The sequence below is a fragment of the Lacihabitans sp. LS3-19 genome (genome assembly GCF_024343575.1).
Taxonomy (GTDB): Bacteria; Bacteroidota; Bacteroidia; order Cytophagales; family Spirosomataceae; genus Leadbetterella.
Genome location: NZ_RJUA01000001.1, coordinates 233,500 through 256,316 on the forward strand (window position 1 = coordinate 233,500; position 22,817 = coordinate 256,316).

The 22,817-nt window shown below is 36.2% G+C and carries 13 protein-coding genes; 10 read left to right on the forward strand and 3 right to left on the reverse strand.

Annotation, left to right across the window (positions count from 1 at the left end; all coding sequences use genetic code 11):
• Position 1 precedes the first annotated feature (1 nt).
• A complete protein-coding gene (locus tag EGI22_RS00970) occupies positions 2-2,860 on the reverse strand; it encodes a gliding motility-associated C-terminal domain-containing protein (protein WP_255065749.1) in 2,859 nt (952 codons plus the stop codon).
• 370 nt (positions 2,861-3,230) lie between these two features.
• Here EGI22_RS00970 and EGI22_RS00975 point away from each other — a divergent pair, with 370 nt between their 5' ends.
• The 3 genes from EGI22_RS00975 (at position 3,231) to EGI22_RS00985 (ending at position 6,935) form a co-directional block, all read left to right on the forward strand.
• Positions 3,231-4,739, forward strand: coding sequence for a VCBS repeat-containing protein (locus EGI22_RS00975; RefSeq protein ID WP_255065750.1), 1,509 nt, complete (start codon positions 3,231-3,233; stop codon positions 4,737-4,739).
• 202 nt (positions 4,740-4,941) lie between these two features.
• Complete coding sequence (locus EGI22_RS00980; RefSeq protein ID WP_255065751.1) at positions 4,942-6,156, forward strand: pyridoxal phosphate-dependent aminotransferase; 1,215 nt, start codon at positions 4,942-4,944, stop codon at positions 6,154-6,156.
• A gap of 323 nt (positions 6,157-6,479) precedes the next feature.
• The gene (locus tag EGI22_RS00985; protein WP_255065753.1) at positions 6,480-6,935 is read left to right on the forward strand and encodes a YciI family protein; all 456 of its coding nucleotides are present in this window, start codon (positions 6,480-6,482) and stop codon (positions 6,933-6,935) included.
• A gap of 8 nt (positions 6,936-6,943) precedes the next feature.
• Here EGI22_RS00985 and EGI22_RS00990 read toward each other — a convergent pair whose 3' ends face one another.
• Both EGI22_RS00990 and EGI22_RS00995 read right to left on the reverse strand, forming a co-directional pair.
• On the reverse strand, positions 6,944-8,917 hold the full coding sequence (locus EGI22_RS00990) for an FAD-dependent oxidoreductase (RefSeq protein WP_255065754.1): 1,974 nt from the start codon (positions 8,915-8,917) through the stop codon (positions 6,944-6,946).
• 41 nt (positions 8,918-8,958) lie between these two features.
• Positions 8,959-9,822, reverse strand: a complete 864-nt coding sequence (locus EGI22_RS00995; RefSeq protein ID WP_255065755.1) for an AraC family transcriptional regulator — start codon at positions 9,820-9,822, stop codon at positions 8,959-8,961.
• 218 nt (positions 9,823-10,040) lie between these two features.
• Between EGI22_RS00995 and EGI22_RS01000 the strand changes: the two genes are divergently transcribed.
• The 7 genes from EGI22_RS01000 (at position 10,041) to EGI22_RS01030 (ending at position 22,772) form a co-directional block, all read left to right on the forward strand.
• A complete protein-coding gene (locus EGI22_RS01000) occupies positions 10,041-11,198 on the forward strand; it encodes a Gfo/Idh/MocA family protein (protein ID WP_255065756.1) in 1,158 nt (385 codons plus the stop codon).
• A gap of 14 nt (positions 11,199-11,212) precedes the next feature.
• The gene (locus EGI22_RS01005) at positions 11,213-12,598 is read left to right on the forward strand and encodes a Gfo/Idh/MocA family protein (protein WP_255065757.1); all 1,386 of its coding nucleotides are present in this window, start codon (positions 11,213-11,215) and stop codon (positions 12,596-12,598) included.
• Positions 12,599-12,897: 299 nt separating this feature from the next.
• The gene (locus EGI22_RS01010) at positions 12,898-15,873 is read left to right on the forward strand and encodes a TonB-dependent receptor (RefSeq protein ID WP_255066060.1); all 2,976 of its coding nucleotides are present in this window, start codon (positions 12,898-12,900) and stop codon (positions 15,871-15,873) included.
• Between the two features lie 31 nt (positions 15,874-15,904).
• Positions 15,905-17,578, forward strand: coding sequence for a RagB/SusD family nutrient uptake outer membrane protein (locus EGI22_RS01015; RefSeq protein WP_255065758.1), 1,674 nt, complete (start codon positions 15,905-15,907; stop codon positions 17,576-17,578).
• 233 nt (positions 17,579-17,811) lie between these two features.
• Complete coding sequence (locus tag EGI22_RS01020; protein WP_255065759.1) at positions 17,812-19,152, forward strand: DUF1080 domain-containing protein; 1,341 nt, start codon at positions 17,812-17,814, stop codon at positions 19,150-19,152.
• Between the two features lie 54 nt (positions 19,153-19,206).
• Positions 19,207-21,231, forward strand: coding sequence for a glycoside hydrolase family 3 N-terminal domain-containing protein (locus EGI22_RS01025; protein WP_255065760.1), 2,025 nt, complete (start codon positions 19,207-19,209; stop codon positions 21,229-21,231).
• 203 nt (positions 21,232-21,434) lie between these two features.
• Complete coding sequence (locus tag EGI22_RS01030; protein ID WP_255065761.1) at positions 21,435-22,772, forward strand: Gfo/Idh/MocA family protein; 1,338 nt, start codon at positions 21,435-21,437, stop codon at positions 22,770-22,772.
• Positions 22,773-22,817: the final 45 nt, after the last annotated feature.

The following is a 22,817-nucleotide window of genomic DNA, read 5'->3' on the forward strand; positions in this document are numbered from 1 at the left end:
TTTAGCGAATCAAAGTAAGGTATCCTTTGTAAGACTTGGTTGTGCCAGCTCTGTCTAATTTTTCGAAGGTTACATTTATATAATAGTAATACACCCCAGCTGGTAAATCTTTCCCTTTCAGGTCTTTTCCATCCCACTCTAGTCTTTCACCAGTACTTGTGGCAACTTTAAGCCCTTGAGAAGAATACAAGTCAAAACTAATATTGTTTATAAATGCTGGACAGTTTAATGGAGAAAAAGTATCATTTTTTCCGTCATTATTTGGTGAAAAAACATTCGGAAATCCAAGGTCTTCGCAATTGTCAAAGCATATTTTATTGCTTTTGTCGCTATCGATACCCAATGAATTTTTAGCAGAAATATAATAACAGCCTGCAAAGCCGTCCTTTGAATTTCTTCTATGATTAAAAGTAGTCCCTAATGAGGCGTCTTGCACAGCTATCAAAGCCGGTTCTTGGTCTTCATATCTCGCATAGTAGATATTATAAGAAACGATGTCTTTTCTACAAGCTTCAGTTCCTGAAACAGTAGGTGTTCCCCAATTTATTTTATTAACAAAAACGTTATCATTACAGAAATCTTCTGAGCTTAACCCTTCACAACCAGAGCCACTACCGTCAGGAGTACCTATTGCAGAAGGCGGACAAGGAGGTGTCTTATCTGAAGGACTGCCACAGGCAATTTGAGAGTAATTTTCAAGTATTCCAAACTGCTGCAAATCTGGGTATGTGCCATAGGTTATTACATAATAGCAATGGGTTTCTCCATTTTGAATATCATAAGAAATATCTCCATCGGAAGGTTCTTCATCTAGTCCATTGTCTAAATATTCAAAAGTATTGTTACTTGTTACATCTACTTTTTTCACAAGATTAAAGTTTCCAGGGCTGAGTTTATCTTCTCTATAAATATAGTGCTGTTTGTTGGTGTTGTCCCAAGGTACATTTGCCTCCCATGTTAGGTCTAGTGACTTGTTGTCTGGCAAAATTTTAAGTCTTACTGAAGATGCTACAGAAGATGTAGAATAAAGTATAGAAGTGCCAGTATAAAACTCAACTTTGTATCGATATACCAACTCTTCAGTGTTAAGGTTAGAATCAGTAAAAGTAGTATCTGCTGAATTGTCTAATAATGTGGTAATGGTATGTATCAGTTCATAGCTTTCGCCTCCAATACCTACTGCCCTATATAATTTGTATACATAAGGCCCAGGATTTTCTTCAGCCACAAAATCTAAAGGTCTTGTCCAAGCTACCTCAGCAGTGCCTTTAGTTAGGTCTGTTTTTGTAATAGAAACTTTGGTCATTACATTCATTCCTGTAGTTATTTCAGCACCTATACAAAACTCCGACGAAGGAGCACTTTGCATATTCAGAAAATCATTCACTGCCAATTCTGTAATCAATCTGTAGCTGTATATAGAACCTTTATCGGCTTTGGTGTCAATAAATGTACTATCCGAAATACTTACTTCACCAATTATCGAATACGACCAATCCGCCGGCATACCTGTTAAACACTCACCAGGGTTAAGTCCGCTACAGCCACTTTTTCTATATATCAAAATTTTTCCTGCCGTTTTACATACTTTTTGAGGAATCCAATTGAGGGCTATTCCATTGTCAGTTTCCTTAGCCACTAAGCCTACTGGCCGAGGAGGTATCACATTTACTTTTATTGTTTTTATATCAACCAACTGAATATCAAACCTTCCAGGGTTGTCTTCTACTTTAAAAAGCACATCATATGCTTGGTCTCTCACATGTAGACAGTTGGTGTTCCACGTGAAAGTACCCACGGCTTGTTTTTTTGTTACTAAGCTTTTAAAAGACGCTGCCTCTGGCTCTATATATTGGAAAAAATTTCCATTGGCATCTAAATTATAAACACCTCCAGCAGAAGTAATTTTAAGAGGTTGATCATCCAGATCAGTTGCTTTTACGTCAAATTCTAGTTTTTTACCTGCCTCTATACAAATGTCAGGAGGCAGAATAAGTTCTGGCGGATTATTGTCTGACTCCACTACTATGATTTGCATGTCCCTGACTATTTCGCCTATTTTAATATAAGAACCGTCTGGTGCTTTCCGCCATTCTTCTATAATAAATGCCACATTGTATTGACCAATTTCTCTCGGAGCATCCCATATCAAATCTCCCGTTCGGGGGTCAATTTTAAATGTAGCTGGGCCAGTTCCGGCTTGGTTTAACACAGGAGAAGGGCCAATGGATGTTGGATCTTTATAGCCATCTATAAACTCACCAATGCCCGTGTCAACACCCTTGTCGCGTTGAGGTGTTGTAAGTTTGTATGAAAGACTATCTCCATCAATATCAAATGCTCCAGGGTTATGAATAAATTTTTTGCCTAATGCGGCTGAATCTAGCGGAATATTTAATAAAACAGGTGTGCTATTTAAACCAAAACTAGCATTTATTACAATTGTTGTTTGTACAAAAAAACTGATGTTTTCTGATGGTTGAGGTAGGTTTATGGTTCGTTCATTCCTATTTACTATTCCGCAACTTATAGTATATCTACCTGCTGCAGGAAATGTGAAGGTAGTATCATATACATTACACATTGTAGATGGACTTATCAAACTCTTTTTCTTCCTCGAAACAGTGAAGGTTTCCACTTTGTTAGTGGAAAAGCCAAAATAAAAATTTACAGTTTCTTGTCCATCGTTGGCAGCTCTTCCGTTTATTTGGTCGGTATAAGTTGTCAGTGTGACTTTATAAGTCAATTGGGTAGGTGAAACTCTTTTGGCAGTTATTTCGCCTGCTCTCAGGTGAGTAGCATTAACAATAAATGGAAAAGCTAGTAGAAGTAGAATTATTAAATAAAGATTTTTTCTCATAGTAATGTCCCGCTTTGATATACTTATTATACGCTATTTTAATGGGAAAGGTTAAAGGTTGTTGAAAACTTGAAACTCTTAAGTCCAAAAATAATCCAATTGCTTTTATGAAAACGACAAAAAGAAACAAAATATTCAATTGAGTGATTATTAATAATCTTTTTATGCATAAATGCTTCAAAATTTATTAAAATGATAGCTCAGTTGGTTTCATTTCTGTGAATCCAATTTCCATATGACACATTTCTTTTTAAGCCGATATTCATTTTGTTTACCAAAATCACAAATTCTTGCTTTTGGGTATTTTGAATTATATTTATTCAATATTTAAGGCTAATTTTATTAATTGTTTTTTCTAGAAATCTCTATAATGATTCTTAATCAAGCTAGGCTCAAATTTTTATTTTTTGGATTATTTTTAATAACAACATTTTCTGGTTTTTTAAATGTTGGAATTGAAACGGATAGAGAAGTAGCTACTAAATATTGTAGTGGTTGTCATCTTTTTCCCGAACCGCAACTTTTAGACAAAAAAACATGGAGAGATGGTGTGCTGCCAAATATGGCTTGGCGGTTGGGAATTAGAAATAAAAAAGACGAACCTTTCGAGGATATGGATGGTGGCGAAAAAAACCTCGTTAAAGCTTTAAATATTTATCCTGAGATCAGAATTATTAGCGATTCAGATTGGAAGAAAATCTTGCGTTTTTATGAAACAGAAGCCCCTGAAGTTAATTTTCCGAAGGTGAATATACCTTTGGCTTCAGAAAAAATTCCTTTTTTTGAAATTTATGGTATAAATCTTAAGGATCAAAAAATGCCACAAATTTCGATGGTAAAAAATGATATTTTAACCGATAAGCTTTTTGTTGGAGATGCTCAAAATGAGCTTTTTGAACTTACTTCTACATTTGAAATCCAAAATGTGTGGAAAACAGATAGTCCGCCTGTAGATATTGTTTTTTCGGAAATTAGCAAAAGTGTACTCACTATTGGAAGCATTAGTCCATCTGAAAAGAAAAAAGGGAGATTGACAACTTTGGATACAATGGGTGCTTCAATTCAAAAAAACTTAAGGCTGTTGCAAAGGCCCACGCATGTAGTATCGGCAGATATAAATCAGGATGGTGTGCAAGATTGGATTGTTTCAGAGTTTGGCAATCATTCAGGTGGGTTAGTTTGGTTTGATGGTCAAGACGGCAGAAAAAAACATGTCATCAAATCTCAGGCAGGAGCTAGAAAAGTAGAAGTCGTGGACCTAAATAATGACGCAAAGTTAGATGTCGTTGCCATGTTTGCTCAAGCTCAGGAAGAAATTGTGGTTTTTTATAATGAAGGCAAGGGCAACTTTTCCGAAAAAATAGTTTTGAAATTTCCACCAGTTTATGGTTTGTCTTATTTCGAATTGGCAGATATTAATGCAGACGGAGCATTGGATATTGTGATGAGCAATGGCGACAATTGGGACCTCTCTAATGTCAACAAAAATTACCATGGCGTAAGGGTTTTTTTAAATGATAAAAAGGATAATTTTTCAGAAGAATTTTTCTTTCCGCTTTTTGGTGCTAGCAAAGTTTTGAGCTTGGATTTTGACCAAGATGGTGACTTAGACCTCGCAGCTATATCTTTTTATTCTGACTATGAGCATGGTTTTGTTCTTTTAGAAAACCTTGGAGATTTTAAATTCAAGGCCTATACTTCTCCAGAATTTGGCTCTGGCAAATGGCTAACTATGGAAAAACTGGATTTTGACGAAGACGGAGATTTGGACTTAGTACTGGGTTCGTATATGCACAATGCTGCCGAAATGGCCAATTTAATGTTAAAAGGAGTTGAAACTTTTCCTCAACTTTTGGTACTAAAAAACAAGTTGAAATAAACAGACTTTTGGGTTTGCCTATTTAAAAAAATACCTTTCTAAATCTCTCTCAAAAGAATATTTCGAATTCAATTAAAATATTAAAGAAAAAGCAAATATTTTAAGGCTATTGAAAGCATATTACGTAATTTTGCACCCGATTTCTGAAAACGCTTAGTTTTCTGAATATCAATAAGTTTTGGGAAACAAAAATATCTAAAAAATGTCTGTAATGGTTGAAACCGCAAATTTGCTCGCTGACAGAATCAATAATTTGGAAGAATCTGCAACGCTTGCAATGTCAAAAAAATCAAGAGAGTTGGCCGCATTAGGTCACAAAGTAATCAATCTTTCTATTGGTGAGCCAGATTTTAAAACGCCAAAACATATTTGTGAGGCTGCTAAAGATGCCATCGACAAAGGTTTTCATGCATATACACCAGTGGCGGGTATTCCGGAATTGAGAAAAGCAATAGCTGAGAAATTTAAGCGAGACAACAATATAGATTGGAAACCAGAGAACGTGATTGTTTCTACAGGAGCGAAACATTCTTTGGCAAATGCCTTGGCCGTAATGGTAAACCCTGGCGACGAGGTGATTATTTTTGCCCCTTACTGGGTGAGTTATTCTGAAATGGTGAAGTTGGCCGAAGGTACTTCAGTGATCTTGGAGGGAGCTTTTGACAATGATTTCAAAGTTACTCCTGAGCAATTAGAAGCTGCTATAACTGACAAAACTAAAGTGGTTATGTACGCTTCGCCAAACAACCCAACCGGATCGGTTTATAGCGAGGCTGAATTGAGAGCAATTGCTGCGGTTATAGAACAACACGATAATGTTTTCGTTTTAGCTGACGAAATCTACGAATATATCAACTTCCGTGAGGAGGGACATTTCAGTATTGGTTCTATTCCTGCCATTAAAGACAGAGTAATTACTGTGAATGGAATGGCAAAAGGTTTTGCAATGACAGGTTGGAGAATTGGTTTCATAGGTGCAGCCAAATGGATTGTGGATGGAATAGACAAGCTTCAAGGACAAGTAACTTCTGGCACAAACCATATAGCTCAAAGAGCTTCAGTTGTAGCTTGGGACGATATGGCAGCTCCAGCTATGATGAAAAAAGCCTATCTTTCAAGAAGAGATTTAGTGGTAGGTTTATTAAAAGATATTCCAGGATTCAAAGTAAACGTACCAGAAGGAGCTTTTTATGCTTTTCCTGACGTAAGCTTTTATTTTGGAAAAACGGATGGTGATGTAACTATCAAAGATTCTGACGACTTGTCGATGTGGTTATTAGAAAAAGCATTTGTAGCTACAGTAGGAGGTTCATCTTTTGGTGCTCCAAACTGTATCCGTATTTCTACTGCTGCTTCTGACGAAAACCTAATTGAGGCTGTTGCTAGAATTAGAGCTGCTGTTGAAACTTTGAAATAAGGTTTTTTGAATAAATATTAGCGGTTGTCTTTCACGGAAGGCAGCCGCTTTTTTATTGGTTTTTTATTTAAATTCTTGACCGTTTTTTTATATTTATCTATGTATTTTTTACACATAAATACAACTATAGAAAAATTAAAATATTGATAATAAGACTTTTGGATTCAATTTTGATAAAAAAATTACTTAAAAAATTATTTTTAAAATCATATTATTAAAAATAGGTTATTTAATAATTGACTCAAAAGGAAATCTAAAAAACTACTTTGAGATTTCGCTTTAAAATTTAAAGCATATTTTTGAAACAAAATACAATCGCTGATATGAAAAAGATATTATTACTGTTGTTTTTTGGCTTTGGAGTATTAAACCTAAAAGCTCAAACATCCACAAATTACGACGAAGCTTTGGCTAAATCTTTAGGTGCAGATGAATATGGGATGAAAATGTATGTTTTCGTAGTTCTGAAAACTGGTGGAAATACAAAAGAATCTAAAACAAAAACAGATAGCCTTTTTGCAGGCCACATGACAAACATTGGTAAAATGGTTGAAAACAAAAAGCTAATTGTTGCCGGACCATTTGGCAAAAACGAAGACAGTTTTAGAGGACTTTTTATCTTAAATGTGAGCACAATAGATGAAGCAAAAGAATTGATGCAAACCGACCCCGCTATCAAAGCAGATCTATTAAAACCTGATTTTTATCCTTGGTATGGTTCGGCTGCTTTGCCTCTTTATCTTAAGGAGGTCGATAAAATTACGAAAAAAAACCACTAAAATTTGGTTTAATTTGGCACCCAAAGTAAGGCATCTGCTATTAAAAATGAATTAGATTTGCTTTTAATTGTTACTTCAACTTCTTGATTTTTAGCAATTTCAAATTGTCCAAGATTATACCAGTCATTTTCCTCTTTCTCTAAATTCAATATTTTTTTTACTTGTTTTCGGCCAATAAGTATTTCTATTTCTGCTGTTTCCGTCATTCCTTCTGCTTTTGGGAAATAAATTTGCAAAGTGTATTTTCCAGGCGATTTAATTTTTGTTGAAAATATACCAGTGCTATTCGGAGGTAATTTGACAAAATCTTTTCCATATCTCCCGTATCCCTTATTTATTAGTTCAAAATATCCCTCAACTGAAAATTGGTTTTTATCAGCATTGTCAATTAATATCTCTGGTTTTGAATTATCTGAATATGGGTTTTCTTTTAAAGATTCTTGGAGTTTTTTTATATCTATATCTTGGATTGCTTTTTTAGAATCTAAGGCTAAGCATGCAGCAGTTGCAGCTGATTGGGCCAATACCATAAAAACAGGCTCCATTCTGATAGAACCAAATGCAATGTGAGAAGCCGAAAGACATACTGGAACCAAAAGGTTAGTACATTCAGTTTTTTTAGGAACGATTGCTCGGTAAGAAATCGGATAAGGGTCAAGGCCTCCTAAGCCTTTTTGTACATCGCCTTCGTTTTTTACTTGGTATTTTCCTGTTGAATCTTTAATAATTATCCTTTGAGTATTGTGCGAGTCCATGGTATAGGCTGCCAGACCTATGCCATCACTAACGGTTTCTTTGCCTACACAATGGTTTTCTGTCATTACCAAATCGCTAACCATTCTTCGTGCTTCTCGGATGTACATCTGGGGCGAAAAATGTTCATTGTCAATGTATTCATCCTTTGGATATCCCCATTTTTTCATTTCTTTTCTTAGGTGCTCGGGTACACGTGAATCATTTCCAAGAAAATAGAAAAACCCTTTTATATGATTTGCGTGGGCTTTTTGGATTTGTTTTCTTTCCGAATAACTTGCGTCAGGATAAGCGTAATTTGCCCCAATTAAGTTGGTCGAAAATGGACCTGAATTGTTAATGTCTAATTTTCGGTGTGGCATAGGTTGAAGATGCATCAATGCCCAGTTTAGCTCTAAAGGCTGTTTCTTTTCAATATACCTCAACAACAATTCGTATTTTTCAGAATCATAATCAATCGGTTTGGAGATAGGAATCTGATTTTCAATACTATCGGTAAGACACATTCTGAAGTTGTAGGCTTGTACTTTTTTGTCGCCTAAGCCAGTTGCTGCCAATTTTTCTGTGCTAATACCCCACAACAAACCACTTGCAGAATCTCCTGGAACTATAAACGGATCTATACCATCTGGAAACTGATGTTTGTCAAGCATTTGTACGCCATTCCAAGTTTCTCCGTATTTTGAGTTTGCTTCCCGACCAATCGTATAACTTACGCCTGACTTGACCATTAAATCTCCCTCGTAGCTGCAGTCTATAAAATACTTCGCAGTGATTTTGATTTTTGTTTTCGATTGTGTGTTTTTAATCCAAATGGATTCAACGCTGCCTTTTATTTTAATTACATCGAGAAGTTCATGATTGGTCAATACCAAATCAACTGGCTTCAGATAATCCATAAATATTGACTTTGCTACTTTCGGTTCGAAAATCCATTGTTCAAACCTGCCATAATTTTGGCCAATTTTCCTGTAAAACTGTCTGGAAATTCCAGAAATTGCATATTTGTTTCCTATGTCCGTTTGTCCCAATCCACCCGAAGATAATCCTCCAATATGATTGCTAGGTTCAATAAGGATTACAGTTTTACCTAGTTTTTTGGCTGTATAAGCAGCTATTACACCGGCTGAAGTACCTCCGTAAACACAAATATCATAGACTTTGGGTTTTTGGGCAAAAGAAATGTTCAGCAAGACAGAAAAAGAAAGGAATAAAAATAAACGCTTCATAAATTCAATTAAAATCGAATTTACGAAATTGTCTTATTATTTCAATCCAAATAATTCATTCTATAGGCCAAAGGTGTTATTTTTTTCAAAGATTTAAACTGTCTGTTGAAATTAGAAAGATTATAAAAACCACTGTCAAATGCTATCTGAGAAATACTCAATTTGTCGTTTTGAAGCAATTTACAGGCGTATTCTATCCTTATATCTGTAAGAAAATTAGAGAAAGTTTTTCTTGTTCTTTTTTTGAAATACCTACTAAAAGCCGACTCACTCATATTGGCCAGTTGAGCTACATCATCTAGCCTTATTTGGTTTTTGAAGTTTTCACTTACATGTTCCAATACCTTCTTTATTCTGTCAGAGTCTACCTCGTTTCTAATTTGAATAGGATCTGTGGAAAGAAATTCTATGTCTTTGCTTTTTGCCAAATCGTCCAAAACTTCTAAAAAAGTGAGAAGTCTAGCCATGCCCGATAACTCAAACATTTTAGCAATCTTCGGCTTTATCATTTCGGCAGCTTCTGCACTAAACTGCAATCCTCTTTTTGCTCTTTCTAAAAGATTTTTGATATTAAAACTTTCTGGTGTTTCCCAAAATTGATGACCAATAAAATCAGTGCTAAAATGTATAACCATAGATCTAGCCTTTAGATCGGGATTGTTTTTCATATAGGCATCATCACTTTTGTAATAATGAGGCAGAAAGCTCCCAATCATGCACAAATCTCCTGGATGAAAGTCCGAAATACTACTTCCGACATACTTTTTGCCAGTACTTTCTACCATGTAAACTATCTCTATTTCAGGATGATAGTGCCATGGCGTAGGAAAATTTGGACCTTCAATTTTTAACAAATTAAAAGATGTATCTGCTGGGTTCGAAATTTTTAGAAGCTGAGGTTTCATCTAAATTGGTATTTTTTTGACAAAAATAAAATATTTATGGCATATAATCATCATGCACTCACCTGTTTTTAAGACTATTTTTACATTTTCTTAAAAAACATTGTCAAAATATCACCACAATAAACATTTAAATAGTAGTATAGCATTTTTATATACCCTATTTTTGTTAAAATTCTTATATTTTATATAGCTTTATAAGGATAATTCAACCGTTTAATATGAAAAAAAACCAAGATAGAAGGAGTTTTATAAAAGACACTTCGCTAAAGTTGTCAGGATTAGGCTTATTGCCTTTTATGAATTCTGCAGATATCGCCCCCAAATTTTATAAGGAAACAGCTCCACCGATTGTTAAAAGCCTCGTTCCTAAAATCAAGTTTGGTGTTATTGGTATAAATCATGGGCACATATATTCTATGGCCAATGCCGTAATAAAAGGTGGTGGCGAAATGGTAGGTTTTTTTGCCAAAGAAGACGATTTGGCTGCTGACTTTTCAAAGAGATTTCCAAATGCTCCAAGGGCAAGTTCAGAAAACTTTCTTCTTGAAAACAAAGATATTCATCTAATTCTTAGCTCAGGTATACCTAGCGAAAGAGCACCTTTGGGTATTCGGGCCATGCAGCATGGCAAAGACTATATGGTAGATAAGCCGGGAATTACGGATTTGAAACAATTAAAGGAAGTCAAAAAAGTTCAAAAAGAAACCGGAAGGATTTTCTCTATAACTTATAGTGAGAGGTTTGAAAATAGAGCCACAGAAAAAGCCGGCGATTTGGTTAAAGCTGGAGCTATTGGTAAGGTTCTGCAAACAATCGGTACAGGTCCTCACAGAATGAACCCCAAAACAAGACCAGAATGGTTTTTTGACAAAAAGTATTTTGGTGGAATTATTACAGATATTGCTTCTCATCAGTTTGATCAGTTTTTGTTTTTTACAGGATCAACTAAAGCAAATGTCGTTGCCTCTCAAATCGGAAATTTGCATCATCCACAATATCCAATGTTTGAAGACTTTGGCGATGTGATGTTAAAAGGCGACAAAGGCATGGGTTATATACGTGTGGATTGGTTTACACCAGATGGACTTAAAACATGGGGTGACGGCAGATTGATTATTTTAGGTACCGAAGGTTTTATTGAAATTAGGAAAAACATAGATATAGCAAAAAGCAATATAGGAAATCACCTATATATGGCTAACAATAAAGAAACGGCGTATTTTGATTGCAGTGATTATCATCTGACTTATGGTGAAAATTTAGTAAATGATGTACTAAATCGTACCGAGACGGCAATGTCTCAAGAACATTGTTTTCTAGCCATGGAGTTGGCTCTCAAAGCCCAAAGTAAAGCAAACAAAGTTGAAATTTCATAAACAAACCTTATATAATGGAAAGAAGAGAATTTTTAAACAAAACAGCAAAAGCAGTAGCCATGGGTATAGCAATGCCTACAATTGTTCCATCATCAGTTTTTGGGAAAAATGCCCCAAGCAATAAAATTAATATTGGGCAAATAGGTTGTGGAAGAATAGCCAGAGACCATGATATGCCTGGTGTTTTACAACATGATATTGCTAGAGTAATTGCTGCTTGTGATCTTGATAGAAATAGATTGGAAGATGGCAAAAGAAAGATAGATGGTTTCTACGCCAAAAAAATGAGCAATGATAAATACATGGATACAAAAATGTATGATGATTATCGTGAGATGTTGCTCAACAAAGATATAGATGCTGTAGTAATAAGCACACCAGATCATTGGCACTCGCAGCCAGCTATGGAGGCAGCTTTGGCTGGGAAACATGTTTATTTACAAAAACCCACTTCACTTACTATATCTGAAGGAAGACAATTGAGTCATATCGTAACTAAAAAAGGAATAGTATTTCAGGTAGGTACCCAACAACGCTCTTCTCCACAGTTTAGAATTGCCGCCGAATTGGTTAGAAATGGAAGAATCGGAAAACTGCACACCGTAAAAATCGGATTGCCAGGTGATCCTTCTGGTCCAGCCGCTCCCGAGATGCCGGTACCTGCAGGATTCAATTTTGATATGTGGTTGGGATCTACACCTAAAGTACCATATACAGAAATAGGTGTACATCCACAAAAAGGCTATGATAGACCAGGTTGGTTGAGGCTAGAGAACTATGGGGCTGGCATGATAACTGGTTGGGGTCAGCATCATTTTGACTCGGCTGCATGGGGAATGGACACGGAGTTGACCGGGCCAATTTCTGTTGAGTCAGTAGCTGAGTTTCCTAAGTCAGGCCTTTGGAATGTACACGGGGACTTTATGGTAAAGGCAGAATATGCCAACGGTATCACCATGTATACAAGCGGTGGCTATACCAATGGTATAAGATATGAAGGTACAGATGGTTGGATATTTGTTTCTCGAGGAAATTATGTGGCTTCAGCAAGTGACCCTGTTTCTGCCGCAAAAAGTGCGAAAGCTTTAGACGCAAGTGATCCAAATATTTTAAAATCTGAAATAAAAGACTCAGAAATTAAACTTCAAGTAAGTGATGAGCATCATTTAAACTGGTTAGAGGGAATCCAAAATCGTACCCCAGTTTTATCGCCTGTAGAGGTAGCACATAGAGCATGTTCGGTTTGTTTGGTTAGTCATATTGCTATGAAAGTACCTGGCAAATTATTATGGAATCCGAAAACAGAGAAATTTACTAATAGTGAGAAGGCAAATGCTATGTTAAGTCGACCTCAAAGAGCTCCTTATGGCACCAATGCTATTTATGCAAAAGGCAAGTAAGTTTTTAAAAAAATTTATTATAGCACTATATCGACACTTTTTTGGCTATTGTCGTCAAAATCGTATTATAAATTGCTTTTTTTTTGGAGGAGTTCTTTATGTCGGGGTAGTAATTTTGTATAAATTCTAAATAAAATAGACTTTTTCTAAGATTTATAATTTAGTACTATTTCAAGCTTATTTATTAACCAATTTATTTTCGAAAGATTTTTTTATTCAATTTAACCAATTTTTAAACTATGAAGAAAAGTTTACTTTTTCTCTTTGGAGTGCTTTTGTGCCTCCAATCGCAGTTTGTAATGGCTCAGTCAAGAGCAATTACAGGCAAGGTAACGGATGCTGGTGGTAATGGTCTACCAGGTGTGAGTGTAACAGTGAAGAGTTCTACAAATGGAGCTGTAACTGATGGAAATGGAGCATACAGTGTAAATGTTCCTAATTCAAGAAATACATTGGTGTTCTCCTACATTGGGTATGTAAGCCAAGAAGTGGAAATTGGATCAAGAAGCCAAATCAATGTTACTTTAGCAGAAGACGCAACAAGTTTGTCTGAGGTTGTCGTTGTTGGATATGGTACTTTGAAAAAAAGCCAGACCACAGGAGCTATCTCGCAAGTAACAGCTAAGCAAATTAACGAAATGCCAATTACTAACTTAGGTCAGGCACTTCAAGGTCGTGCGGCTGGTGTTGATGTTTCACAATCAGGTTCAAAGCCAGGTTCTACCCCTAAAATTTTGATTCGTGGTAGAAGATCATTCAGAGCAAGTAATGATCCTCTATATGTAGTAGATGGAATTCCATTGGCAGGTGGATATGAAGATTTTAACCCTAATGATGTTCAGTCAATGGAGGTTTTGAAAGATGCAACTGCTACAGCTATTTATGGTGCTAGAGGTGCAAACGGTGTTATTTTGATTACAACAAAAAGAGGTGCTCCTAAAGGTAAGACTACAGTAACATATGATACTTATTTTGGTCAATCTCAGGCTTTGGATAAAATCAATTTGTTTTCAGGTCCTGAATTTGCGGAATATGTTCGTGAGGCATATAGATCTACTGGTATTTATACAAATGCAAGTGGTGTTTTAGTACCTTCTGGACAATCAGATCCTGTTGCTGACAACAAAATTGCGGTTTTGGGTGGTGATCCAAACGTTGCTGCTGGTATAGCTGCTGGTAGAAATACAAACTATCAAGATTTAATACTTCAAAATGGCTTTATCCAAAACCAATCTATTGGTATTCAAGGTGGAACTGACAAAACGCAGTTTTATGTTTCAGGTGGGTTCTTTAAAGATAAAGGTATTTCAGAAGGCTTAGATTATGCAAGATATTCTTTAAGATCAAATATAGATCACAATGTAAACAGATGGTTGAAAGTTGGTTTATCTTCATATATGATGTTCTCAGATAGAAATGGTGAAAATTTAAACCCTTACAGTTTCACTATCAATCAAAACCCATTGGGCTCTCCTTATGATACCGATGGAAGCATTTTGTTTTCTCCTACAAATGATGCATTATTGACTAACCCATTGGCTGAGATTGTTCCTGGAGCTCAAATTGATAATCGTAAAACGTATAGAATTTTTAACTCATTATTTACAGAGTTTAAAATTATGGACGGCTTGAAATACAGAATTAACTTTGGTCCAGATATTAATATAGACAGACAAGGTAGATTTATAGGAGGACAAACTAATGCAAGAAAAGGTGGAGACCCTCAAGCATCTAGCGGAAGTAATTTTTCTTTCAACTATACACTTGAGAATATTTTGGCCTATACCAAATCTTTTGGAAAACATAATTTAAGTGCTACTGCTGTACATTCAATCCAAAAGGATAAATTCGAACAGTTTGGTATCAATGTACAGGGTATTCCTGCTGAAACACAAGAGTTTTATAATTTCGGAAATGCTAGCTCGGTTACTGGAGTATCAAGTAATTTAGTTGAGTGGACTATCAACTCTTATATGGGACGTGTCAATTATGACTTTAATGACAAATACTTATTGACTGCAACGCTTCGTAGAGATGGGTCTAGCCGTTTCGGTGAAAATACTAAATATGGTAATTTTCCAGGATTGGCTCTAGGTTGGAATATTTCTAATGAAGCATTTGTAAAAGATGTTACTTGGTTAGATTTATTAAAATTGAGAGCTGGATGGGGTAAAGTTGGTAACCAAGCGGTATCTCCTTATCAAACACAAGGTTTGTTGAGTAGGACAGCGTATGCTTGGGACAACACTGCAGCTTTTGGTTACAGACCAAGTACTATCGGAAATCCAGACCTAAGATGGGAGAGTTCTGCTACTGCAAACATAGGGTTGGACTTCAGCTTATGGAGAGGTAGACTACAAGGATCATTAGAGTTTTACCAAACAAATACTACTGCTTTATTGCTAGCTGACCAGTTACCAGGATCGATTGGTTTTGACCAAGTAACACGTAACGTAGGTGAGACAAGAAACAGAGGTATAGAGCTAGGGTTCTCAACAGTTAATATGAACACTGCTTCTGGTTTCCGTTGGTCTACAGATTTCCAGTTTACTAAAAACAAAGAGGCAATTGTTGAGTTATACAATGGAAAAATTGATGATATTGGTAACAGATGGTTCATTGGTCAGCCTCTTAATTCATTCTTTGACTTTAAAAAAGATGGAATATGGCAGTTAGGAGAAGAAGAACAAGCTAAATCTTACGGTTCTTCAGTAGGACAAATAAAAGTTCATGACGAAAACGGAGACGGAAAAATAACATCAGATGATAGAGTACTTTTAGGTTCTGATGTACCCGATTTCTCTGCTGGTATGACAAACAGATTCTCTTACAAAAACTTTGACTTATCATTCTTCTTATTTGGACGTTTCGGAAATATGATTGTTTCAGGATTCCATAGAAACAACAATGCATTAGCTGGTAGATACCAACAAATCAAAGTTGATTACTGGACTCCATTAAATCCAACTAACGAGTTCCCTCAACCAAAAAGTACCCAAGAATTTCCTGTGTACAATCAGACGTTGATTTACTATGATGGTACTTTCATTAAGTTGAGAAACATCAATTTTGGATACAGTTTCAATCCTAAGATTGCAAATAAATTAAAAATGGAATCTTTGAGAGTATTCTCAAGCATTCAGCAACCTAAAATTTGGTCTGAATACAGAAGCAAGTACAATGGTGTAGACCCTGAAACTTCAGGAACGGATATTACGTCTGGTATTACCCCTGCAACTAAAGTATTTACTTTTGGTCTAAATGCTAAATTCTAATTTGTTGTAAAACATTTAAATTTTTGAAAAAATGAAAATAAAGAATATTATAAAATCGGCAAAAATATTGGGAATAGCAACATTCATGCTATCTGCTCAATCATGCCAAGATGTTTTAAAAGAAACGGTTGTTTCTGGAATAGGTAATGATTATATCAATACTCCTAAAGGATTTGAAGATGCAGTAAATGCTGCGTATTCTTCTTTAAGATATTTTTATGGTACCCAACAAGGTCTTACATTGACAGAATATGGTACTGATATTTATGCTACTGGTGCCGATGGTGGTTATAAAGGTTTCCATTTTTATGACACTCAAATGCAGCCAACAGTAGATTATCTTCAAAGAGTTTGGGATGAACTTTATAGAGGTATTAATACTTGTAATGCGATAATTGACAGAGCACCGGAATCTTCAATATCTGAAGCTACTAAAAAAGTAAGAGTTGCAGAAGCTAAGTTTTTAAGAGCTCAATATTATTTTATTTTGTTCCAGCAATATGGAGGAGTAGATTTAAGATTAAGTGAAACTTTGGCACCTACCAAAGCTACTTCTAGGGCTTCTGATGCTGATATGTACAATGCAATAATTAAAGATTTTACTGAAGCTGTAGCTGATCTTCCTAACTCTCAAGGTCAATATGGTAGAGCAACTAAGCCAGCTGCCGAAATGGCCCTTGCAAAAGTTTATTTAGCTAAGGCTTATTCTTCTGTAAAAGCAGGAGATGATTTTAGTAAAGCTGCTGCTTTGACTAATAATGTAGTAAATAATTATGGATTTAGTTTATTAAATGATTTTGCAAGTGTATTTGATGAAAATAATCAGAAAAACTCTGAGATAGTATTTGCAGTACAGTATACTTCAGATCCTTTGACTAACTTAACCAATAACACCGGTGCAGTAAATGGTGGAAACAACCTACACCTATTCTTCGGTATGCAATATGACGTACAAGCAGGAATGGAGCGTGATGTATTGAATGGTCGTCCGTTTAAAAGACTAAGACCTACTCAGTATGCAATTGAGACTGTATTTGGTGAAAGAGTTAATGACTCTCGTTATAAAAAGACGTTTAAGGATACTTGGTTAGCAAATAAGCCAGGAACCTATAACACAGCATTTGATGATTCAAAAGCAAAGGTAACTTTCGCAGCGGGTGATACTTGTATATTTATACCAGGATACGAAATGTCTAAAGAAGAAAGAGCAAAAAGACCATACCAAGTATTGGTACCAAGCAAATACTCTGAGGCTTTGTTCCCAACTAACCGTAAGTTTTTTGACACGAAACGTCCAGATAAAACATATGAGGCTGGTAGCCGCGACTTTTTTGTTTTCCGTTTGGCTGATGCTTATTTAATGTTGGCTGAGGCACAATTGGGTGCAGGAAATGTTTCTGCCGCTACTGATGCTATTAATATGGTTCGTCGTCGTGCTGCTTGGCCAGGAAAAGCAGCAGCTATGGAAATCACTCCAGCTCAAATGACTATGGAAATGTTGATTGAAGAAAGAGCTCGTGAGCTTGCTGGAGAGCAAACGCGTTGGATGGATCTTAAGCGTTGGGGTAATCTTGTGGAAAGAGTACAAAAGTATAACCCTCAAGCAGCACCAAATGTTGCCTCTAAACACCTAGTAAGACCAATACCTCAGACTCAAATTGATAGATCTGATCCAGGTGCTTTTGCACAAAACCCTGGATTCTAATTTTTAGAAACCCGGTAACCCTTTTTAGAAACCCCGAAGCGATTCGGGGTTTTTGTTTTTTAAGAGATTCAAAATTCCTATAAATTCGATTATTTTGCATTTAAGGTGAAATTTTAACACTATCTTTTATTAAATTGTTAAAAAACTATCAAAATTTCACATTTTTTCGCTTTTTCTCTATTATGTAGCAATAATAATAATAGGTAACTTTGAGGAATATTCAATTAATTTATATGAAAAAACTAATATTGTTGTTCTTGCTTGTTTCAATTGGTACACAAGCCCAAAAATGGACAAATCTTTTTGATGGAACAACGCTTAAAGGCTGGACCCAAAGAGGCGGAAAAGCTATCTATACTGTAGAAAATGGCCAAATAGTAGGTCAAACAGTTAGCGATACGCCAAATTCATTTTTATGCTCTGATAAAGATTACGGTGATTTTATTCTTGAACTAGATCTTAAACTTGACGACGAGATGAACGGTGGCGTTCAATTTCGCAGTTTGTCTAAGCCCGATTACCAAAATGGAAGAGTGCATGGGTATCAAATGGAGGTTGACCCTTCAGCAAGAGCTTGGTCAGGAGGGATATACGATGAAGGAAGAAGAGATTGGTTGTATAGCCTTAATATAAATCCTGCTGGGCAAAAAGCATTTGTAAAACTAGGTTGGAACAAATACCGTATTGAAGCTATTGGCAATACGCTAAGAACATTTATAAATGGCGTACCTACCGCACATGTAATAGATGATATGACAGACAAAGGCTTCTTTGGTTTACAAGTGCATGCTATATATGCTAGCATGAAACCAGGTATGAAAATCCGTTGGAAAAATATTAGGATTCAGACGGAAAATTTGAAACCGAGTCCTACAGATAATTGTCCAGTTGTAAATTTAATAACCAACAATCTTTCTGAACAAGAGAAGGCACAAGGTTTTTCATTGTTAATGAATGGTCAAAATTTCGACGGTTGGAGAAACGTACACAGCACAGAAAAACCAAACAAAAGATGGGAAATAAAAGACGGAATTTTATCTGTTGGAAGTTCTGACGGTTCTGAAACTGGAAATGATATCGTTTCTGAAAAAATGTATGGTGCATTTGAATTGGTGTTTGATTTCAAATTAACAGAAGGGGCCAATTCTGGCGTAAAATATTTTGTAGATGAAAAATTTGATTCTGGTGGAAAATCTGGTGTTGGACTTGAATACCAAGTTTTAGACGACGCAAAACATCCTGACGCTAAAATGGGTGTAGTGGGCAACAGAACCATGGCCAGTTTGTATGATCTGATTCCTTCTGAAAAATTAGATAAAAGATTCCAGAGAAAAATTGGCGATTGGAACCAAGCAAGGGTAATTGTTTATCCTGATAATACTGTTCAACACTGGTTAAATGGTTTTAAAGTGGTAGAATACCAACGTAAAAGCAATATATATAATGCTTTGGTAGCCAGAAGCAAGTATGCGAAATACGAAGGTTTTGGAGCTGCGGACAAAGGTCATATTTTGATTCAAGATCATGGTGATAATGTTTTTTACAAGAACATCAAAATAAGAGAAATCAAGTAAAGCGATTTTTTAAATCGCTTCCATTAATTCAAAATTTCCTTTAATTGATAATTTATGAAAAAGACACTTTTCTTTTCTCTTTTCGCAATAAATCTGGTTTTTGCTCAAAAAGCTTCTCAACCAGTTTTGGGAAGTAAAAACGGAAAAATACTTAAATCTGGGAATCTCGAATTTAAAGACTTAAACAAAAACGGTAAGCTCGACAAATACGAAGATTGGCGTTTACCCGTAGAGGTACGGGTGAAAGACCTACTTTCTAAAATGACCATTGAAGAGAAAGTTGGCTTCATGCTCATAAGCACTACCAGAATGGCAAACGACGGTGGTTTTGGTCCATCGGCTAATCCGAACGCCCCAATTTCAAGTGGTTTTAATGAGGAAGATTTAGTGCAGAATGTAAATATGTTTACCCGAAAACCATTATCAGAGCCTAACATGTCAGCCTCTGGTACCACCAAGGCCGTTACAGAAAGACAGTTAAGACATTTTATATTAAGAGCTAATACCTCAGTCAAAACAATGGCCGAGTGGTCAAACAATTTGCAAGCACTTTGCGAATCCACAAGATTGGGAATACCAGCCATAGTTGCCTCCAATCCAAGAAATCACATCGCTACAGATGCGGCAGTAGGATTGAGTGTTGGAGCTACTACGTTTTCAAAGTGGCCTGGCGAATTGGGCATGGCTGCCATGCGAGATTTCAAACTTACGCGTGAATTTGCAGAAATCGCTGCCAAGGAATGGACGGCAGTTGGTCTTCGTAAAGGCTATATGTACATGGCAGACCTTGCGACAGAACCACGCTGGAACCGCACAGAAGGTACTTTTGGAGAAGATGCCGATTTGTCATCAGCAATGATTCGAGAGATTGTTTTGGGTTTTCAAGGAAATAAATTGGGCAAAAACTCTGTCGCTATGACCACTAAGCATTTTCCTGGGGGAGGGCCACAAGTAGGCGGTCAAGACTCTCATTTTGACTGGGGAAAATTTGCTCATTATCCTGGCGGAAATTTTAACGATCATGTTAAGCCTTTTATAGCTGCTATAAATGCAGGAACGTCGTCTATAATGCCTTACTATTCAGCACCTAAAGGTAAAGAGTTTGAAGAAGTGGGCTTCTCTTTCAATAAAGCTATTATTGATGATTTGTTACGTAAAAAATTAGGATTTAAAGGTATTATAAATTCAGACACAGGCCCAATAGAAATGATGCCTTGGGGTGTAGAAACGTTGAGCATCGAGCAGCGATATGTAAAAGCCATAGAAGCTGGAGTTGATATTTTTTCAGGTGCAGCTGATCCAACAGTATTGCTCAATACTGTAAAAAAAGGTTTGGTTAAAGAAAGCCGAATAAACGAATCGGTGAGTAGATTGTTAAAGGAGAAGTTTGAATTGGGCTTATTTGAAAATCCATTTGTAGATGTTGATGCTGCAGAAAAAATAGTTGGAAACTCTGAGTTCCAAGAAAGAGGAGATTTGGCATTTAGAAAGTCAATTGTTTTGTTAAGAAACGATGATAAACTATTACCTGTTACTAAAAGTACAAAGGTTTATTTTGAATTTTACAAAGAAGAAGGCGGAGGAAGAGGCCCTCAAGCACAAACTCCAAAATCTCCCATAAAAGTTTTAAAACCTGAAACAAAGGCCGAAAACATTGAATTTGTTTCTACAAAAGAAGAAGCGGACATTGTGCTTCTCTGGCTTTTTCCAACTACAGGAGGATTGTTTAGTTCGGCCGGAAAACCGATAGAATTGAGCCTTTCGAAGAATAAAATTGATGTGGCTCATGTCAATGAATTAATAAACAGCAAACCAACAATTGTGGTAATCAATTTCTCTAATCCTTGGGTGATAGATGAAATAGATAATTCAAAAACTGCGACAGTTTTGGCTACGTTTGGAACTTCTGCCGATGCTCTGATTGATGTAATTTCGGGCAGATTCAATCCAACAGGCAAATTGCCTTTTGCTATTCCAAGTTCAGAAAAGGCGGTTTCGGAAAACAAATCTGACTTACCCGGAAGCAGGGAAAATCCTGGATATGCTATGTTTAATTTCGGAGAAGGTTTGGGATATTGAAATTTTAAATAGATTTCACTTAAATAGCAGAATTTTTTGATTAATATTCTGGAAAGAGTGTGTTATTCTTAGTCAAAATAGTTATTTTTAATGTAAAAAAAATTGAAGTCTTTAAATCGTAAAATTAAAATAAGTGACATTAACAAAATCTGTGTCATCGGTATTCAATCAAATAAATAATTAATTTCAACCAAAAAATCATAATGACTACAAGAAGAGAATTTGTAAAAAAATCGATAATGGCTGGTGTGGCCACAGGGTTTTCTGTAAAAAGCTATGGAAAAATTATAGGAGCTAATGACAGAGTAAGAGTGGCCTGTGTAGGTTTCTCTGACCGTCATCGTGCTTCGCATGTTGGGCCTTTTGCTGAATTACAAAAAGAAATGAACTTCGAAATGGTGGGACTTTCAGATATCTGGAATCGCCGTCGTGAAGAAGGAAAGGCGTTTTTGGATAAGCAATTAGGTGCCAATGTAAAAGTTTATAGAAACAACGAAGAGCTGTATGCTTCAAAATCAGTAGATGCAGTTATGATGTCTACTGCTGACTTCCAACATGCTATGCATACTATTGAGGCTGTAAAAGCAGGTTGTGATGTGTATGCTGAGAAGCCTTTGGCTGAAACAATGTCTGACAACCGTGCAGTTTTGAAAGCCGTTAAAGACTCTAAGAAAATAGTTCAAATCGGTTCACAAAGGAGATCAGGACCAAACTATCACGCTGCTGCCGATTTTATTAAATCTGGTAAGTTTGGCGATATCAAAATGGTGGAATTGATGTGGAATGTAAACCAGCCGGGTCGTTGGAGACGTCCTGATTTAGTGGCAAGCTTGAAAGAATCTGATGTGGATTGGAAAAGATATTTGTTAAATCGCCCTTATGAAAAATTTGATCCAAGAAAATATCTTGAATACAGATTGTTCTGGCCGTATTCATCAGGTATCCCTGGCCAATGGATGAGTCATCAGATAGATACGGTACACTGGTTCAGTGGATTAGCTCACCCAAGAAGCGTGGTAGCTAATGGCGGAATTTACCAATGGCAAGACGGTCGTACCAATGCTGATACCCTCACTGTGGTATTTGATTACGGTCCTGCTGATCAGCCGAAGAATGGATTCCAAGTACAGTTTACGAGTAGATTCTCAAATTCAGCTGGCGATACCAAAGAATTGTACTACTCAAACGGTGGTATGATTAACCTAGACACCAACGAAATCTCTGACACTGGTGGTTTGAGAGAGCGTGAAGCAAAAGCAATGGGCATGAAGCCAAACTTGTTATCTCCAATGAAATTGGAAGGCTTAAAAGTAGCAACAGATGCCAACACTGGAGGTGACCCATTAACATTTGCTCACATCAAAAACTGGATGGAATGTGTGCGTAGCCGTAAAACACCAAATGCTCCAATAGAAGCTGGATATCAACATTCTATTGCTACAATGATGTCAAACGCAGCATACAGAACTGGCTTAAAAGTAACTTTTGACGAAAAAACACAAGAGATTTTAGTTGGAGGGAAGCCTTGGAAGCCATTTTGATTTGAATAATTAAAGCGTAATTATAAAAGAAGGAGAGTCGTTTGG

Coding starts and splice junctions, on each gene's coding strand:
- EGI22_RS00990 (WP_255065754.1), bottom strand. CDS start 8,917: ATGAAGCGTTTATTTTTATTCCTTTCTTTTTCTGTCTTGCTGAACATT.
- EGI22_RS00985 (WP_255065753.1), top strand. CDS start 6,480: ATGAAAAAGATATTATTACTGTTGTTTTTTGGCTTTGGAGTATTAAAC.
- EGI22_RS01020 (WP_255065759.1), top strand. CDS start 17,812: ATGAAAAAACTAATATTGTTGTTCTTGCTTGTTTCAATTGGTACACAA.
- EGI22_RS01000 (WP_255065756.1), top strand. CDS start 10,041: ATGAAAAAAAACCAAGATAGAAGGAGTTTTATAAAAGACACTTCGCTA.
- EGI22_RS01005 (WP_255065757.1), top strand. CDS start 11,213: ATGGAAAGAAGAGAATTTTTAAACAAAACAGCAAAAGCAGTAGCCATG.
- EGI22_RS00975 (WP_255065750.1), top strand. CDS start 3,231: ATGATTCTTAATCAAGCTAGGCTCAAATTTTTATTTTTTGGATTATTT.
- EGI22_RS01010 (WP_255066060.1), top strand. CDS start 12,898: ATGGCTCAGTCAAGAGCAATTACAGGCAAGGTAACGGATGCTGGTGGT.
- EGI22_RS00980 (WP_255065751.1), top strand. CDS start 4,942: ATGTCTGTAATGGTTGAAACCGCAAATTTGCTCGCTGACAGAATCAAT.
- EGI22_RS00970 (WP_255065749.1), bottom strand. CDS start 2,860: ATGAGAAAAAATCTTTATTTAATAATTCTACTTCTACTAGCTTTTCCA.
- EGI22_RS01015 (WP_255065758.1), top strand. CDS start 15,905: ATGAAAATAAAGAATATTATAAAATCGGCAAAAATATTGGGAATAGCA.
- EGI22_RS00995 (WP_255065755.1), bottom strand. CDS start 9,822: ATGAAACCTCAGCTTCTAAAAATTTCGAACCCAGCAGATACATCTTTT.
- EGI22_RS01025 (WP_255065760.1), top strand. CDS start 19,207: ATGAAAAAGACACTTTTCTTTTCTCTTTTCGCAATAAATCTGGTTTTT.
- EGI22_RS01030 (WP_255065761.1), top strand. CDS start 21,435: ATGACTACAAGAAGAGAATTTGTAAAAAAATCGATAATGGCTGGTGTG.